The organism is Tumebacillus flagellatus (genome assembly GCF_000714935.1).
Classification (GTDB): Bacteria; Bacillota; Bacilli; order Tumebacillales; family Tumebacillaceae; genus Tumebacillus; species Tumebacillus flagellatus.
This window is the reverse complement of sequence record NZ_JMIR01000003.1, coordinates 1-16825: the sequence shown is the minus strand read 5'-3', so window position 1 is coordinate 16825 and position 16825 is coordinate 1. Positions and strand designations below refer to the sequence as shown.

At 56.2% G+C, this 16825-nt stretch carries 21 protein-coding genes and 1 riboswitch; of the genes, 18 read left to right on the top strand and 3 right to left on the bottom strand.

Annotated elements, in window-relative coordinates:
- Position 1: 1 nt before the first annotated feature.
- Positions 2-229 (bottom strand): hypothetical protein, encoded by a 228-nt coding sequence (locus EL26_RS02925; protein ID WP_038084372.1) that lies wholly within the window; start codon positions 227-229, stop codon positions 2-4.
- Between the two features lie 208 nt (positions 230-437).
- Between EL26_RS02925 and EL26_RS02920 the strand changes: the two genes are divergently transcribed.
- The gene (locus tag EL26_RS02920; RefSeq protein ID WP_038084370.1) at positions 438-623 is read left to right on the top strand and encodes an iron-sulfur cluster biosynthesis family protein; all 186 of its coding nucleotides are present in this window, start codon (positions 438-440) and stop codon (positions 621-623) included.
- A 73-nt stretch (positions 624-696) separates the two neighbouring features.
- Here the strand turns inward: EL26_RS02920 and fabI are convergent, their stop codons facing one another.
- Positions 697-1467 carry an enoyl-ACP reductase FabI gene (gene fabI / locus EL26_RS02915; protein WP_038084368.1) on the bottom strand — a complete coding sequence of 257 codons (771 nt, stop codon included), beginning with the start codon at positions 1465-1467 and terminating at the stop codon, positions 697-699.
- 165 nt (positions 1468-1632) lie between these two features.
- Here fabI and EL26_RS02910 point away from each other — a divergent pair, with 165 nt between their 5' ends.
- From EL26_RS02910 to EL26_RS02885, 6 genes are all read left to right on the top strand, one after another.
- The gene (locus EL26_RS02910; RefSeq protein WP_038084365.1) at positions 1633-2154 is read left to right on the top strand and encodes a DUF4178 domain-containing protein; all 522 of its coding nucleotides are present in this window, start codon (positions 1633-1635) and stop codon (positions 2152-2154) included.
- A 21-nt stretch (positions 2155-2175) separates the two neighbouring features.
- Entirely contained in the window at positions 2176-2760 is a 585-nt protein-coding gene (locus tag EL26_RS02905) for a DUF4247 domain-containing protein (RefSeq protein WP_052035921.1), read from the top strand.
- A 48-nt stretch (positions 2761-2808) separates the two neighbouring features.
- Positions 2809-3540: a YidC/Oxa1 family membrane protein insertase gene (locus tag EL26_RS23345; RefSeq protein WP_052035920.1), complete on the top strand. Its 732-nt coding sequence runs from the start codon at positions 2809-2811 to the stop codon at positions 3538-3540.
- Between the two features lie 3 nt (positions 3541-3543).
- Positions 3544-4263, top strand: a complete 720-nt coding sequence (locus EL26_RS02895; RefSeq protein WP_052035919.1) for a DUF4247 domain-containing protein — start codon at positions 3544-3546, stop codon at positions 4261-4263.
- Positions 4264-4344: 81 nt separating this feature from the next.
- Positions 4345-4776 (top strand): hypothetical protein, encoded by a 432-nt coding sequence (locus tag EL26_RS02890; RefSeq protein WP_038084363.1) that lies wholly within the window; start codon positions 4345-4347, stop codon positions 4774-4776.
- 39 nt (positions 4777-4815) lie between these two features.
- Positions 4816-6249: an NAD-dependent succinate-semialdehyde dehydrogenase gene (locus EL26_RS02885; RefSeq protein ID WP_038084359.1), complete on the top strand. Its 1434-nt coding sequence runs from the start codon at positions 4816-4818 to the stop codon at positions 6247-6249.
- Between the two features lie 60 nt (positions 6250-6309).
- Here EL26_RS02885 and EL26_RS02880 read toward each other — a convergent pair whose 3' ends face one another.
- A complete protein-coding gene (locus EL26_RS02880) occupies positions 6310-7137 on the bottom strand; it encodes a metallophosphoesterase (protein WP_052035918.1) in 828 nt (275 codons plus the stop codon).
- A 113-nt stretch (positions 7138-7250) separates the two neighbouring features.
- Between EL26_RS02880 and EL26_RS02875 the strand changes: the two genes are divergently transcribed.
- The 11 genes from EL26_RS02875 to EL26_RS02825 all read left to right on the top strand — a co-directional run.
- Positions 7251-7769 (top strand): DUF402 domain-containing protein, encoded by a 519-nt coding sequence (locus EL26_RS02875; RefSeq protein ID WP_038084357.1) that lies wholly within the window; start codon positions 7251-7253, stop codon positions 7767-7769.
- A gap of 75 nt (positions 7770-7844) precedes the next feature.
- Complete coding sequence (locus EL26_RS02870) at positions 7845-8312, top strand: hypothetical protein (RefSeq protein WP_038084356.1); 468 nt, start codon at positions 7845-7847, stop codon at positions 8310-8312.
- 150 nt (positions 8313-8462) lie between these two features.
- Complete coding sequence (locus EL26_RS02865) at positions 8463-9035, top strand: hypothetical protein (protein WP_038084353.1); 573 nt, start codon at positions 8463-8465, stop codon at positions 9033-9035.
- Positions 9036-9132: 97 nt separating this feature from the next.
- On the top strand, positions 9133-10485 hold the full coding sequence (locus EL26_RS02860; protein ID WP_038084351.1) for a WXG100 family type VII secretion target: 1353 nt from the start codon (positions 9133-9135) through the stop codon (positions 10483-10485).
- Positions 10486-10498: 13 nt separating this feature from the next.
- Positions 10499-11323 (top strand): immunity 49 family protein, encoded by an 825-nt coding sequence (locus EL26_RS02855; protein WP_152559157.1) that lies wholly within the window; start codon positions 10499-10501, stop codon positions 11321-11323.
- 141 nt (positions 11324-11464) lie between these two features.
- Complete coding sequence (gene fabL / locus EL26_RS02850) at positions 11465-12223, top strand: enoyl-[acyl-carrier-protein] reductase FabL (RefSeq protein WP_038084347.1); 759 nt, start codon at positions 11465-11467, stop codon at positions 12221-12223.
- 37 nt (positions 12224-12260) lie between these two features.
- Entirely contained in the window at positions 12261-12635 is a 375-nt protein-coding gene (locus tag EL26_RS02845) for a hypothetical protein (RefSeq protein WP_038084345.1), read from the top strand.
- 56 nt (positions 12636-12691) lie between these two features.
- A riboswitch (cobalamin riboswitch) is annotated at positions 12692-12892 on the top strand.
- Between the two features lie 130 nt (positions 12893-13022).
- Complete coding sequence (locus EL26_RS02840) at positions 13023-14309, top strand: S-layer homology domain-containing protein (protein ID WP_038084344.1); 1287 nt, start codon at positions 13023-13025, stop codon at positions 14307-14309.
- 106 nt (positions 14310-14415) lie between these two features.
- The gene (locus tag EL26_RS02835) at positions 14416-15693 is read left to right on the top strand and encodes a DUF4430 domain-containing protein (RefSeq protein ID WP_038084341.1); all 1278 of its coding nucleotides are present in this window, start codon (positions 14416-14418) and stop codon (positions 15691-15693) included.
- An 8-nt stretch (positions 15694-15701) separates the two neighbouring features.
- Positions 15702-16604, top strand: a complete 903-nt coding sequence (locus EL26_RS02830) for an energy-coupling factor transporter transmembrane component T (protein ID WP_038084338.1) — start codon at positions 15702-15704, stop codon at positions 16602-16604.
- A partial coding sequence (locus EL26_RS02825) for an ATP-binding cassette domain-containing protein (RefSeq protein ID WP_038084335.1) occupies positions 16591-16825 on the top strand: 235 nt, incomplete at its 3' end. The genes EL26_RS02830 and EL26_RS02825, both read left to right, overlap by 14 nt.

The window sequence follows — 16825 nt, the reverse complement described above, 5'->3', positions numbered from 1 at the left end:
ATCAATCATAGTGTATGGTAGTTCCATGACCGTCATAATCGCCGCCGTACTTCGGAAAACCGCCGCGGTTTTGAATCTCTTCCTCCACGTTGGTCAGGGTGGAGATTCCGGTTTCGTTCAGCCAATCTTGCAAGTTGGTCATCACGTCGCGGTGGTACGCCAATTCTTCCATCGACCACTGTGCGTACGGCAGATTTTGCAGTTGTTCCATCGTGCGTCCTACATACATGCACACTCACCTCCTGTCGGTTAGGTTGTGCCGCCGGGAGACACCCTATCCGAAAGATTGAGAGGAGGAATTCTTCATGAGCATGGTGACCGTCACCGAACGCGCCAAACAGGAACTGCTCGGATGGCGCGACGACGCAACCGGGCGCGTGACAGTGCGTTTTTTGCTGGAGATGGAGGGCGGCTGAAGCGCGACCTACCAGTATGACTTGGCTCTGGATGAGCCGAGAGCGGGCGACGAAGCGTTCGAACAGGGCGACGGGCTGACCGTCGTCGTGGACCGGGCGACCTATTTCTACATCGACGAGCCGTTGCGGATCGACTATGACGAGAGCGAGCGCGTGTACCGCATCCGCTCCAACTCGCAGATCATCCCCGACAAGATCCGGCTTTGAAAAAAAAAAAAAACCGTCTGCCACGAGGGCTGGACGGTTTTTGGCATCTACAAGTAGAAGAGAGTTGAATCGATTACCCCATGATGTGGTAGCCGGCATCGACGTGGATGATCTCGCCGGTGATGCCGGAAGAGAGATCGGACGCGAGGAACAGCGCGGTCTTGGCGACTTCTTCTTGGGTGATGTTGCGCTTGAGCGGGGATTTCTCCGCCACTTGCGGCAGGATCGACGTGAAGTTGCGCACGCCGCGGGCTGCCAGCGTGTTGATCGGGCCTGCGGAAATCGCGTTGACGCGGATGTTGTGCTGGCCGAGATCGGCTGCGAGGTAGCGGACGCTCTGGTCGAGCGCTGCTTTCGCCACGCCCATGACGTTGTAGTTCGCGACGACGCGTTCGCCGCCGAGGTAGGTCATGGTGATGATCGTGCCGCCCTCCGGCATCATGTCTTTCGCATAACGAGAGCAGGAGACCAGCGAGTACGCCGAGATGTCTTGCGCGAGCAGGTAGCCTTCGCGGGACGTATCCACGAAGTTGCCTTCGAGCTCCTCGGTTTTGGCAAATGCGAGGGAGTGAACGAGGCCGTCCATCGTGCCCCATTGTTCCTTGAGCAGAGCAAATGCGCTTGCAACTTCCTCGTCGCGGGTCACGTCGACCTGAACCATCGTAGAACCCGGCATCGTGGTTTCCACGAGCTTCGTCACGCGGGATTCCAAACGGTCGCCTTGGTAGGAGAAGGCAAGAGTTGCGCCTGCTTCGTGCAGTTGCTTGGCAATCGCCCAAGCGATCGAGCGGTCGTTGGCGACGCCCATGATGAGAAATTTCTTACCGGCTAACAATTGATTCATGTTCAATCTCCTTTGTGCATGTATGTATACCTGATCCTATTGTGACTGATTTTCATCTATACGGCAAGTCCGCCAAAAAAAGGACAGGAACTTGTGCAACCGGAGCCGAACTGATTCGTATAGCTAACTAGCAGAACTTTATTTGGAGCGAGGAGCGATTCCACGATGAGCGTTTTTGATCGGATCAAGAATATCTGGAAAGCAAACCAAAACGAGGGCACCCAAGTCGTCCAACGCACCCTGACGAACTTGCAAATCGGTGACATCGTTTCGTATGACTTGGAGGATTATAAAGTAGTAGGCATCACCACCTACCGCAGCGGCGGTCAGGTCAAGACCGGATACGTGCTGTCCGGCCCGAAAAACGGCTACCTCATGGTCGAGCAGAAAGAGTCGATCCGTGCTTTTCTCTATGAAACACTCGATGCCCGCTTGGAGAATCCGGAAGAGATCAACCACGAGATGATCTATGACGACGAGTCGTACTTTGAAGCGGCACGCGGCGAAGCGACCGTCAACGTGCAAGGGGCCAGCGCGTTCAACCATTACGACATCGTCTATTGGTGGATGCATCTCTCCGACGACGGCAAAGCGATGCTGTTTGAATGGCAAAGCGGCGAGATCATCATTCGCGTCGGCGGCAAAGTCAAACCGAGCGAAGTCATGATTCTCCCGGGCAGCGAATAATCCTGAAAGGGGTTCTTGCGCATGCAGAGGCTGACGAGAACGATCGCACTCACATTGGCACTCACCGTTTTTACAGTCGGCTGTGGAATGGAGAACTCAGCAAATTTTATCAAGAATCAATACGCGCTGGAGGACGTCAAAGGCTCCGGCGATACGCAGCAGAAAGTTTACCGGGCACCGGGGCAAACGGTGCCCGATGTCGCCAAGAAGATTGCCGACGAGCAGAAGCCCGATGAGATGTCCAAGGAAAGCACCGAGCGGATGTTTCTCGTCTATCCGCAAACTCTCATCCACGTCCAACAAGACCCGAATAAGAAGGAAGACGCGCTGATCGAAGTGGACACCAAGGAATTCGTCCGTCAAAACTATGACCCGAGTTTCCTGAACGGGTTTCTCGCGGCGTCGCTGCTCAGCAACATCTTCGGCAGCGGATGGAGAAGCTATCGAGGCGGCGGGTACACGGGCGTCGGCTACGATCCGACGTATCGGGGACGGACGGGCGGGGGCACGTACACGCCGCCGTATACGTCGCCCTCCCGCACCACTCCGTCTGTCAAACCGCCGAAAAGCTCCAGCGGCACAGGCCGGGTGATTCGCAAGCGCTGACTTTGATCCTAACAACTGTGATCAGGACGAAAGTAGGGAACAACGGAGATGAGCAACTGGGGACCGATTTTGTACTTGGCAAGTCTTCTGCGGCCGGTGCTGGCCGGTATCGAGAACGCGGTGCACGATTGGGGATTGGCTGTGATCCTGCTGACCTTGATCGTCCGGGTGTGCCTGTTCCCGTTATCAGTCCGGCAAGCGCGGTTTGCGCACCGCAACCGCGCCTTCTCGAAAGCGTATAAGGAAGTGCAGAAACAACACAAGGACGACCCTGACAAGCTCAAAGAAGCGGCGATGAAGCTGACGGTTGAGCACAAGTTCAACCCGTTTTCGATGCTCGGGACATTGGTGTTGCAGATGCCGGTGTTTGCGGCGGTCTACGCGGTGTTTACCCACTTTGGAAGCGACATCACGACGGTGTTGCTGCCGTGGGCGCACGCGCTGAACCAAGCGGATGCGGCGCACATCATGCCGTTTGTGATCGGGATTGTCAGCGCGCTCGGCTCGCTCGTTCCGCTGATTCCGCCGGATGAGACGGTGTCGGCGGTGATGCCCAAGATCGTGCCGATTCTGTTCGTTTCCGTGATGATGGTGTTTTTTCTATGGAAAGCGCCTGTCGCCATCGGGTTGTACATGGTGACGTCATCGCTGTGGGGGATTTGTGAGAGGAAGTTTTTACGGAGTGAATTTGCTCAATCTAAATTCCACTTACATACAGGTCTTGCCAAACCTGTGAGTAACGTGGGAGAATTAAGGGGAGTAGAAACGGGGGAAGCGTGAGGTATGAAGAAAACAGCAACCAAAATGACAGCTGTGCTGCTCGCCTGTTCCTTGGTGCTGGTCGGATGCGGCGGAAGCAGCTCCACGGGCAGTTCCAGCGCCAGCATGAGCGCACAGGATTACATTAAGAACAAATACAGCCTGGAGAGCGCAGACGGCACCGGTTCGAACATGCAAAAAGTCTACCGCGCCGCGAACACCAGCGTGCCGGATGTCGCGAAGAAGATCGCCGACCAACAGAAACCGGATGAGATGTCCAAGCAAGACGACAACGACATGTTCCTCGTCTACGGCAACGACATCATCCACGTCCAAGAAGACGGCGAGAAGCAAAGCGACTCGCTGATCGAAGTTGACACCAAGGAATACGTGCAGAAGCACTACGATCCGAACTACTTGTCGCCGTTCCTGACCGGGATGCTGATCGGCAACATGTTCGGGTCAAACTGGGGCTCCCGTTCGTACCCGTCGTACCACGGCTATGCGGAATATCACTATTACTCGAAATACCCGAGCCAGTCGTACCCCAAGAAGAGCTCGTCCTACAGCTATCCGTCCAGCTCCGGCAGCAGCGGTTCTTCGTCGTCCTCTTCCTCGAAATCGGGTTCGTCTTCGTCGTCTGGATCTTCTTCGTCGTCCGGGTCTTCTTCTTCGTCCAAAGGTTCGGTCACGCCGCCGAAGTCGTCGTCCGGCACCGGGAAAGTCATCGGCAAGAAAAAGTAACCGCTTTTTGCTACAAAAGCAACTGTACAACGCAGCCTCTCGTTCGCGGGAGGGCTGCGCTTTTTTTGGAGGTGGTTGGCGGTGAAGTACACGATCGTTCCGATCGTCTCGCTCGACCCGGTGACGTTTGGCGCCGAGCATATCGCGCTCGACGACGCCGAGGGCGAAGCGTGGAAGAAGTCGATTCAAACTCTGCATCCGAAACTGTTGCCGCAGATCAAGGAGAGCGCGTTGCTGGAGGAAGCGGACAGCGCGTTCTGCGCGGGCGGCGGCGTGTTCGACTACAAGCGGGGGCAAGAGTTGGTGTTTGACGGCGTAGAATTCGTTCTGTCGCACTGTGCGGGGCATTTCCTCGACTTTTTACAACCTTCTGAGGAATGTCTGAAAATCGTGGAGGAGAAAGCGGATTCATTCGAGAAGTGTAACAGTGCAGAGAGAGAACGCGAGCGGTGGGCCATCCTGCTCAAGTGGTGGGAGCGGGGATATCCGGTGTTCGTTCTCCAACACACCTGACATTCATTGTGAAGACAATAAAGGAGGGCTTTTTCGACTATGACAACGACCAGCAAGCTCTACATAAACGGTGAGTGGATCGCAACCGATTCCACTTTTGAAGTAACCGATCCGGCGACGGGTCAAGTGGTCGGCCACGCAGCCGACGCCAACGCATCTCATGCAGACGCAGCGATTGAAGCGGCGCACCGCGCGTTCCCGGCTTGGGCGGCAACTCCGGCACACAAGCGTTCGCAAATGCTCTACAAGTGGTACAACTTGATCATGGAGCAACGCAACGAGATCGCGGCGCTGCTCACGTCCGAAATGGGCAAACCGCTCATGGAAGCGAAGGGCGAAGTGATCAACGCGGCAGGCTTCGTGCAATGGTACGCGGAAGAAGCGAAGCGCGTACACGGGGAAACCATCCCGCATCTTGAGCCGACCAAGCGCATCACCGTGCTCAAACAACCGGTCGGTGTGGTTTCGGCGATCACCCCGTGGAACTTCCCGGCGGGCATGATCACCCGCAAAGTCGCTCCGGCGCTGGCGGCAGGCTGCACCGTCGTGCTCAAACCGGCGGAACAAACGCCGCTGACCGCCGTTCGCCTCGTCGAATTGGCGGAACAAGCGGGCATCCCGGCGGGCGTGATCAACTTGATCACCACGTCGAATCCGGCGGAGATCGGCACGATGCTGACCACCGACAAGCGCGTGCGCAAAGTGACGTTCACCGGCTCCACCGAAGTCGGCAAACTGATCGCGAAAAACGCAGCGGAAACCGTCAAGCGCGTATCGCTTGAACTCGGCGGCCACGCTCCGTTCATCGTGTTCGACGATGCGGACATCAAGAAAGCGGTCTTCGGCTTGATCAACTCCAAATACCGCAACGCAGGTCAGACCTGCATCTGCACCAACCGCGTCTACGTGCACAAAAACATCGCGGAAGACTTCGTGAAAGCGGCGTCCGAAGAGATCGCGAAGCAGTTTAAACTCGGCCACGGTCTGGAGAAAGAAACCACGATGGGTCCGCTGATCGACCAACAAGCGCTCGACAAAGCGACCCTGCACGTCGAAGATGCGGTCGCGAAGGGCGCAACCGTCGTCTGCGGCGGCAAGCGTCACGGCGAGCAAGGCTTCTTCTTCGAGCCGACCCTGCTCTCCGGCGTCACCGAAGAGATGCGCATCGCGACCGAAGAAACGTTCGGCCCGGTCGCTCCGGTCTTCACGTTTGAAACGGAGGAAGACGTGTTGGAGCGCGCGAACAACTCCGACTACGGCCTCGCTGCGTATGTGTACACCAACGACCTCGGCCGTTCGATTCGCATGAGCGAAGGCCTGCAATACGGCATCGTCGGCTTGAACGATCCGATGCCGGCGAACGCGGTGCAAGCGCCGTTTGGCGGCATGAAGCAATCCGGCCTCGGCCGCGAGGGCGGTCACTACGGCATGGAGCCGTTCCTCGAAATCAAGTACATTTCCACCGGTTTCTAAGCAGAAAAAAGCACGCGGAAGACTCTCTCCGCGTGCTTTCTTACATCTACAAAAAACACCTCACGCCGCGCGCAAGGTGTGAACGGTGATCTCCGGGCGGGTGCCGAGGCGGAGGTTGAACGCCGCTTGGCCCATACCGTCGGAGATGTAGACGTTTTTTCCGTTGACGATGTGCAGGCCGGAGACCACGTTGTGTTTCGGGAGTTCTCCCATCGGGAACAATTTAAAAGCGCCCGGGACTTTGAACTGCCCGCCGTGCAAGTGGCCGGAGAGGAGCAAGTCGACTTTATGATGCTCTTCCAGATGCAGCACGATGTTCGGGTCATGCGAGAGAACGAGGTTCCAGCCGTCTTGCACGCCGTCGAACGAGCGCGCGATGTCCGACTTGCCGAGGCAGAAGTCGTCGATACCGATGATGTTCAGACGCTGGTTGTCGAATTCGATGCAGTCCCACTCGTTGGCGAGCACGCGAATGCCTTTGGCGGTGATCAGCTCCGCCAGTTCTTCGATGCGCTCGCCGAGATAGTGGTCGTGATTGCCCCAGACCAGCCAGATGCCGTGCTGCGGCTCGACTTTTTTCAGTTCGTCGAGGTAGAGCATGAATTTGTCGAGGTTGTCGTAGTTATCGAGATAATCGCCGGTCATCACGATCAAATCGGCGTTGCTGTCGGCGATGATCTTCGCCATGAGCTCCGGTTTGATCGATTGGCGTTCCATGTGCAAGTCCGAAAGCTGAACGATGCGCAGTTCACCGCGGTCGCCCAGTCGCGCGTCCATCGTCATCTCGACTTCGCGGACCACCGGACGGAACGTGTTCCAATGCGCATAACCGAGGACGGCAGAGATCAGGACGGCGATGAGCAGCAGTACAGTCAGAATGGTCAACATCGAGATGCACCTTCCTTCGTCTGGCAGAGTTTTTGTTATGTCAACAAGATATCATTCTATCAGCCGGCACGGAGGAAAGATAGGGAGAATTTCTGGAGGAGATGGGAGTTCGCATGAGAGAGGTTTGGATGCAAGCGTACAAACATGACGGGCGGGAGCATCGGCGCTGGGTGAAGTTGTACGAGCTGCCGGGTGAACGCGGCGTGATGTGGATTGAGCCCCACACGCCGGTCGTGGAAGCGGACGGCAGCGAGTGGTCGAGCCCGTTTCCGGTGATCTATTGGGTGCACCCGGAGAAGTGGTTCAACGTCGCGGTTCTCTGCCGCGAGGAAGGAACGGCGTACTATTGCAACGTGGCAAGCCCGGTGGAGTTTGAAGAAGAGCGCAATCTGTACAAGTTCATCGACTACGATGTCGACCTGATCGCAAGCGTCGACGGCGTGTACGAAGTGGTGGACGAAGAAGAGTTGACCGAGCATGCGCACGCGATGAAGTACCCGTCCGACATCTTGCACAAAATCGCCGAAGCGACCGCCGAATTGGTCGCGCTGTTCGAAGCGCAGGAGGGCCCGTTCGACCCGGAAGCACGGGCGCGCTGGACCAAGGTTTGGGAAGAGGCGAACGGGGAGTGAGCTGCCGTTTCGAGAATAGCAAACCGCGCTCTCACAGATACTAGAAGCAATCGTGTGAGAGAGGGTGAAACTCAAATGGCAAAACCGATTGTATTGGCTGCGTTTTCGAGTTACCAGCAAGCTCATGATTCTGTTCAGAACTTGTTCAAAGCAGGGATGAACGACTTCACGGTGCTCTACCTGCAAAACAAAGGGGACGAAAATGGAGACGGCCTCGAAGGCTTCTACCCCGGCGTGACGCCGTTTATCCAAAATATCGTGTCCGATACGACCCCGGTGCAAGGCGAGATCGAAGCACCGCAATTGAATGTACTGCCGGGCACCAACCATCAGCGCACGATGGTGACGGTGGAAGACCGTTTGCGTTCCTACGGCATTCCGGAAGCCTCGATTTCCAAAGCGTGCAACGAAGTCCAAAACGGGCGGACGCTGGCGGTGTTCCGCAGCGGCGACCGGCTGGAAGAGGTCGCGCGTCTCTTGAAAACGGAGACCCAGTACTGCGAGATGGTCATGGGCGAGACGAAGCCTTTCGGGACTCACTAGGCAGTCGGCATGAGAACTAGACGATTCAGAAAAAACAGCTCCTTGGCGGGGCTGTTTTTTCTATTTCATTTCCATATTTATTCCACATTCGGTGGGTAACCTGAAGTCAAGAGGAACTCACTTACATGACGAAAGGTGGACAATACGGTTATGAAAAAACTTCTCGCAGGCACAACGTTGGCGGCGATTTTGGCACTGGGAGGCGGCGCGGCGGCGTTTGCAGCGACCGATGACAACGCTTCCACGACGCAGCAGACCCCGTCGGCAACTCAGCAGGTGCAAGAGCACGGGCACCAAGGCGAGCATAAGAAGATTCAGTTGACCGAGCAGCAGAAACAGGCGATCAAGGACTCCGGCGTCGATTTCCAAGCGATGAAAGCGACCAAGAAGCAGCTATGGGAAACCGGCAAGTCGATCCGCGAAACGCACAAGCAACTCAAAGACCTCGCGGATACTTCTACCGACAAGAATCTGAAGAAGCAGATCAAAGCCGACCTGAAGTCTTCCGAAGACTCGATGACCAAGCTGAAAGACCTCCGCAAGACGGGCAAAGACCTGCACAAGCAACTCCACGACGCCGTCCAGACGGCCGACTCCGCGAAGATCAAGGACATCGCCGCCAAGATCGAAGCGAACAACCAAGAAGCGCTGAAACTGATGCAAACCCTCGACGCGTCGCTGAAAGCCGAGTTGACGAAAGTGCAAGGGCTGACCAAGCAGTAGGTATCCAAACGCAACGGAATCCAAAAAGCCAACTCTCCCGCTTCAGAGAGTTGGCTTTTTTTGCTATAATTACGGACAAAAAAAGGGTGATCTATCTGTGTTGCAACTAGACCCCTACAACCTTCGGTACGCCGCGAATCGCTTTTCCGCAGGAGCGGATGATTTGAGGGGGCGAGCAGGCCGTTTTTTGGCAGAGTCGCAGAACCTGCAGAGTTCTTGGCGGGGCAGTGCGTCTGCAGTTTACCAAAAAGTCTGCGAGCTCTTGCATGGTGATTTCCTGAAAGCTGCCGGTGCGTTAGAGCGGATTTCCAGCGAATTCGGTACCCTTGCAACCAGCTATGACTCCATTCTCGAACTGCGAAGACAAGCCAGTCAAATGGAGTCTCAACTCATGTATCTTGACGAGAGCAGGCAGGAAAATCAATCGGAAGCTCATTATCTTCGACAACGAGCGCACGACCTCCGTTATGCAGCGGAGATGGAAGCGTTGGCGGCAGATCAACGAGCTGCTGGAGCGTTTCGAGAGATTCAGACGATTTCGGATCATTTGGTTTTTCATGCTTTACAAGATAAGATCAACGGCTATTCGAAAGTACCGGCACCTGCTTCATCGACTTGGAAGGAGAAGAGCAAACACTTCCTTGAATTCCTGGGAGGGGCGGCTTATGCGTTAGGGAATAACGCGACGTTTGGTTTTTTGCAGAAGTTATTTGATGATGAGGCTGACTTGCGAAGCACCGAGTACCTCCAGGGGAAAGTTCTGGGGGACGAGGTTGCAGTCGGTCTAGGCGTGGTCGGTGCGATCGGCGCCTTGATGGAAGCGGTCGTTGAGGAAGGCGGCGGAGTCTTGCTGTCTTCCACCGGGGTTGGAATTCCAGAGGGAGCAGCCCTTGCAGTCGTGGGAGCCCTTTCGGCTGCGGAAGCCCTCTACGGGGCCGGAGTGGCGGTCTCGGGGTATCTGAACCTTGAGAATGACCAAATGCTGTTGGCAACTAAAAATCCCGAGTATCAAGAATTGAAAAAAAGAGCGGGGACTGCTTCAAGTAATGCAGAGAAGGGACAAATCGCTGAAGAACTCGCAGACGTGGTGCTGAAAAAAGCTGGATATGAAAAACTTCCTTCAAAAGTTGGTAGTAATAACGGTTTTGACGGGGTGTATGTTAAATACGGCAAAGATGGTGATATTGAGGACATTCTAATAGATATCATTGTGAATGAGTCAAAGTTTGGAACATCTAGACTTGGAAAGACTGTCGATGGTGCAAAACAAATGAGTCGTGAATGGATTGAGAAAAATATCACCAAGATGATGCGTTCTGATGATCCGGATGTCAGAAAAGCCGGGAAGTTGCTTAAAGATAATTTTGATATGATACGAACTAAACTCAATCGTCTCAAATCGACTGGCTTCAACAAATGGTTCTCCGATCCAGGTGGATTTGGACAGTAAGGAGCGGGATTTCTTGAAGAAAGATAAGCACTGGAACTTGTTGCCGGAGATCATGGAAGACCACAAGGATTCGATCCGCCTTGCAATTGAGAAATTGAAACAGAAACGGGTCAAAGAGAATTTCATCGACTCAACTTATAGCTCGATCTCAAGCAGTTATGCAGAGTTGGCGATGTGCGAACTCCTTTTACATGGAGATGTTTCCAAGTCCAAACAATACTTCTATCAGGCAGCTGTGCTGCGAATGTTTTTGTTGCGCGCATTTGACGAAAAAACGATGATTGTCAATAAGTCGTACGTTTCGATGAGTAATTTTCAAAAGCTTTTTTGGGCAATCCTTAGCGACAATGAAGAATTGATTGTATCATTTGCTCAAGAGCTTGGAGGTCGTCCCGAAGTGGAACATGAATACGGGCACCCGTTCTCCAATCATCTAGGATATGCGCTGAAATTTCTAATTTTGCATGATGAAAATCAAGCGGATAAGCATATAAAACCGTTGCTTCATCTTGAAAGCTTAGACGTGCAGGAAGAGGATGAACAAGTTGATGCAGAGTTGCATTCAGGGTTTGGCATTGTATTGAACGGGATCGTAAAAGGAGACGCCAATCAAGTGGAAAATGGGCTGTTGGAACTTCTGAAGGCTCACAGAAAAAATCCTGAATATCACCAATCCCCTGAGCAATACTTTGCCGTCGAAGTCCTCGCCCTCGCCAAACTCGCAAAACGGTACGGACTTACCGTCGACTTGGACGACCCGCTTGCTCCGAAAGAGATGCTGGAGCACCACGAAATTGACTATCCGGAGATGGAGTTCTTCCCGGATCAACTCCAATAGCGGATTCAAAAACCAACTCTCCCGCTTCCGAGAGTTGGCTTTTTCGTAAAATCGACTTCCTCCGGCGGGAATGATATAATCAACTCGTACATAGAACTCCTAATACCTGATCTTAATTCACTCTCCCGGAGGTACCACATCATGTCATCTCTTACCGGCAAAATTGCACTCGTCACCGGAGGCTCCCGCGGCATCGGTCGTGCGATTGCGTTGAAATTGGCAGAGGAAGGCGCAGACGTCGTCATCAACTTCTTCCGCAACCGCAAGCCTGCTGAAGAAACCAAAGCGATGATCGAAGCCCTCGGCCGTCGCTGCCATATCATCAAAGCCAACGTCGGCGATCTGGAGAAGCACCAACTGATGTTCGACGAAATCCAAGAGGTGATGGGCGGCCTCGACATCTTGGTCTCCAACGCCGCATCCGGCGTGCAACTCCCGGCGATGGAAGTCACGGAAAAACACTGGGACTGGACGCTCGACATCAACGCCAAAGCTCTGCTCTTCCTCGCGCAACGCGCCGTTCCGATGATGGAAGCGCGCGGCGGCGGCTCAATCGTGGCGATCTCGTCGCTCGGCTCCCGCTTTGCTCTCAAAAACTACATCAACGTCGGCACGTCCAAAGCGGCGCTCGAATCGATCGTCCGCTACCTCGGCGTCGAACTCGCTCCGAAGAAGATCGTCGTCAACGCCGTCTCTGGAGCGGCTGTCGACACCGACGCGCTCACGCACTTCCCGAACCGCGAAGAGATGATCCAAGCGGCGATCGACCGCACGCCCGCCGGCCGCATGATCACGCCGGAAGACCTCGCCGACTCCGTGCTGTTCCTCTGCTCCGAACAGTCCCGCATGATCGTCGGTCAAACTCTGATCGTCGACGGCGGCTATTCGTTGATTGGCTAGAGAAAATGGGGTAAGATGGGAAGCGAGGTGATTGCACATGGCAACCCAAGAAGAAAAAATTCTGCGCAGCAACGAGTTTATGGTGATCCAATCCGCAATTGCAGCCGCAAACTTCGCCATCGGCGCGTTTACTGTTGAGTTGAAAGCTCAAGAAGCGATGAAGAACCAAGAGATGGTCACGCGTCTGCAAGGCGCGCTGAACAAAGCGAAGGAAGACCGCAAGTTCGCGATGGGCCTGCTCGACGTGCAATTGGAAGGCAACTTCAACGACGAAGGCGACTTCAAGCGCGTGCTCGACCTCGTGCACTCGTACAACTCGCTGATCGACCATTCGCTGATCAACGGGCGCTCGGCGTTCTTGCCGCTCGCAGCGGTCCCGCACATGCGCTTCGACAAGTACGAAGAGCAGTAATTCCGTTTGGAAAAAGAGACCATGCCTTTGGCGGCACTGGTCTTTTTTTTCACGCAATGATACACTAGTTTTGTATTATCATAGCAAGGATGCCATGAAGTGTAGGGAAAGCGGTGCAAATCCGCTGCAGCCCCCGCTACTGTAAACGGTTACGACTTCGCATGTTTCCCATTGTGCCTGTGAAAGCAACGGCATGAGAAGGGGCGGACGTCGGTTGACCCGTGAGCCAGGAGACCTGCTTCAGTGGACGGCATTTTTTCCGTTGCCTTCGGAGGGAAGGTTCAGGGTACATAACTTCTGAACTGTTCTCCCGGCCGATCGGCTTGGGAGTTTTTTCATTTGTTGTTTCATTTGTAGATGTTTGACTGGGAGAGGGGCATAACTTCAATGAACCACAAGCTCGTGAAACTCGCTGCATCTTCGCTACTGATCGCAGGCCTGATGGCTCCGGCACTCAGCGTGCACGCGGCATCCGAACACACCGCGCATGTCAAAGTCCGCGTCGTCGGCCCGAACGGGTTCAGCAAAACCGAATACGTCAGCGTGGGCGAAGAGTCGTACCAAAACACCGCCGGCGAAACCATTCGGATGGACAAGCCGAACGCGTTGGGCGCTTTGGTCGACATCGCGGCGAAGGACGGATTTGCATACAAAGCGACGACCAGCCAATTCGGCGTGTTCGTCGACAAAATCGGCGACATCGCCGGGAAGTCGATCAACGACAACACCTCGTGGTTGTTCTGGATCAACGGCGAAGCGGCGCAAGTCGGGGCCGATCAAGCGGAACTGCACGACGGCGACGAAGTCGTCTGGGGCTTCTCCGATTACACGCAAACGCTCTACCCGAAAGTGCAGATCTCCAACCAACAGCCGAGAGTCGGCGACACTGTGCAAGTGAAAGTCACCGCGCAGAAGACCACGTATGACGCAAACTGGAACGCGACGGTCACGACCGTTCCGGTCGAAGGCGCATCGGTCAACGGCGAAGAAGTGAACTACCTCACCGACAAGGACGGCGTCGCCAACGTGAAAGTCACCGCGCCGGGTCTCCTGACCCTGAAAGTCGACAAAGTCGATCCGGCAACCGGCCTGCCGCTGCTCATCCGTACCGGCGATTTGAACTTGCTCGCCGGCGATGACAACGCGAAATTCTCCGACCTCGACGGCTACGACTGGGCGAAAGGAAACATTATGCAATTTGCGCATGCGGGCATGGTGGTCGGCGACGGTGCAGGTCACTTTGAGCCGGGCCGTGCCGTGACGCGCGGGGAGCTGGCGAAGATGATCGCGCCGATTGCCGGCGGCTTGGAGTTTGGCGGCGAAAAGCAATTCTCGGACGTGGCGTCGGATGACCCCTGCAATAAGTTCATTCAGTCAGTGGAGCGCCTCGGCATCATGACGGGCGACGCGGAAGGCACGTTCCGCGCGGGCGACCCGGTCACCCGAGAAGAGCTGGCGATCATCATCGACCGTCTGACGAAAAAAGCGCCGCTCGCGGACAGCACCCTTGCGTTCGATGACGCAGCGCAAGTGTCCGACTTTGCGAAACCGTACGTGGCAGCTGCCGTGAAGTCCGGCCACATGAAAGGCAACGGCGACGACACGTTCCGTCCGAAAGCGTACGCCAACCGTGCGGAAGTCGCCGTGGTGCTGGGCGCTCTGGGCAACGACTGAGCAGACAACGACTGACATATACGTAAGGAGGAGTGGAGGCTCGACGCGGGCCTCGCTCCTTTTTCTTGAAAGCTTTTCTTGAAAGCAGAGGAGGATTGGAACCGCGATGAGGAAAGAAACAGGTCTTGGGCTTTTCGTTCTGCTTGCGCTGGTCGGGACCGCGTGCGGCAAAACCCCGTCTGAAGCCGCGAAACAGGACGCGCTCCCCAAGCAAGAAGTGCAGACACCGGTCGCAGAAGACAAAAAACCGGAAGCAGAACCAAAATCCCAAGAAGCTGCCGATGCCAAAAAAACCGCCGACACGAAACCGGCCGCGCAAGACACCGCGGGAACGAACTCGGCAAACGCAACTTCCGCAGGCAACAGCTCCTCTTCCGCTGGGAGCACGGGTACGGGCGCAAGTAACGGCTCCACTGGAAACAGCGGCACCGGCACAGGCGCTTCCTCCAATGGAAGCGCGGGCTCCGGCGGAAGCGGCGCGTCAGGCGGGAGCAAAACGTCCGGAGGCACGCCTTCCGGGCAATATGAGCTCAGCGTGACGGAATACTTCGGCTCGAACACGGTCTTCGATCAACCGGTGGCGATGTCGAGCGAGCAAACGCTGCTCGACACCATGCGCGATCATCTGGACGTGGAGACGGCGTACGGCGGGTCGTTCGTCAACGGCATCAACGGCACGAAGTCCGGCTATACGAACAAATCGATCTTCACCCGCAAGAAGCGCGACTGGTTTTACTACGTCAACGGCACCGTCGCGCAAGTCGGAGCGGACGCGGTCAAACCGAAAGCGGGCGACAGCGTCTGGTGGGATTATCACGATTGGGCGGGCGACGGGTCCAGCACGCCGTGTGTGGTCGCGTCCTATCCTCATCCGTTCACGACCGGCTACAACGGAGCGCAACCGGGCACGACGATTTACTACAGCGGCAACCATGCTTCCGACGCCGACCGCCTCGCCAACGCGCTGCGCGGATTCGGAGCGGGCAACGTCCAGACGGCGGCCTACGCGGACGGCAATGTCGCGCATCCGTCGCAAAACGTCATCGTGCTCGGCACGTGGAGCGAACTCGGCAACCAAGCGGCTGTGCAGACGCTGTTCGGCTCGCCGACGCACACCGGTCTGTACGCGAAGTTCAGCGCGAACAGCGTGCAACTCCTGACGTACCAAGGCAAATCGACCGATCAAACGGGCCAGGCGGCGATCCTCGCGGCGGGCAGCAACGGCGGAGCAAGCACGACGCCGACGTGGCTTGTGATCGGCGCGACGGAAGCGGGTCTTGACCAAGCGATCGACATCATGACGACGAGCCCTGGCAAACTTCACGGCAAAATCGGCGTCGTCGTGAACAGCGGCAACGCGCTCGCCGTCCCTGTCGCAGAATGACTTCGCCCTTGAAAAAAACACCGCGCGGCCATGCGGTCACGCTGCTGCTGTACCCGGTGCTGTTGATCTGGATTTCAGTCGTGACCAACCATCCGTTGTACCTCGGTGTCGAGTGGCTGGTCTTGCTGTTTGCGCTCGTCCTGCACGGAGGCGTGCGCACGTACGCCCGCACGCTGAAATTTTCGATTCCGATCCTGCTGATGATCCTCGTCATCAACACCCTCGTCAACAAAAACGGCGCCACGTTGCTCTGCCGCACGGCGAACCTCCCCGTCCTCGGGCAGATTCGCATCACGTGGGAAGCGTTGCTGTACGGGTTGGTGATGGGGCTTCGGATGCTGGTGTTTTTTGCGATCTTCGCGCTGATGAGGAACTGGCTGTCGGCGGACCGAGCGCTGGGCTTGTCCGCCAAGGTCGCCAAGCGCTCCGCCGTCACGGCGATGATGACGACGCGCTTGATTCCGTATCTCAGCGAGCAATCGCAGCAGATCGGCGATGTGTTGCGCACGCGGGGCGTGAAGTTTGACGAGGGCGGTGTGTTGCAACGGCTTGCGGCGCGCCGTCCGTTGCTGAACGTCCTGTTGCTGTCCTCGCTGGAAGGCTCGTGGCAAGTTGCCGAAGCGATGGAGGCGCGGGGATTCGGCCAAGGCAAGCGCACGTCGTACACCAAGGAGCGATGGAGCAAGTTTGATCTGTATGCGTGGCTTTGCTTTCTGGGCGTGGTCGCACTCGTCGTCTGGTCGTGGTCGACGGCGTGGATGTCGATGGAATTCTACCCGAGCATCCGCACGATGATCGGCTTTGAAGGGCCGTGGCCGACGCTGGCGCACGCGGCGGCGCTGCTGATTCTGCTGGCGCTCCCGCCGCTTTTGCTGAAAAAAAGGAGACGAAACCCCGATGCAACTTCATGAACTCTCCCTCAACGGTTTCACCTACTGCTACCCGGACGCGAAACGCCCGGCGCTCGACGATCTGGATTGGTCGGTGCGCCAGGGCGAATTTGTGTTGCTGGCGGGCCCGTCCGGCTGCGGCAAGTCGACGCTCTTGCGCGCGTTGAACGGCTTGGTGCCGGAGTTTTACGGCGGGCAGGTCGGCGGGGAGGTGCGCTTTCGGGGGAAGTTGCTCTCTGAAT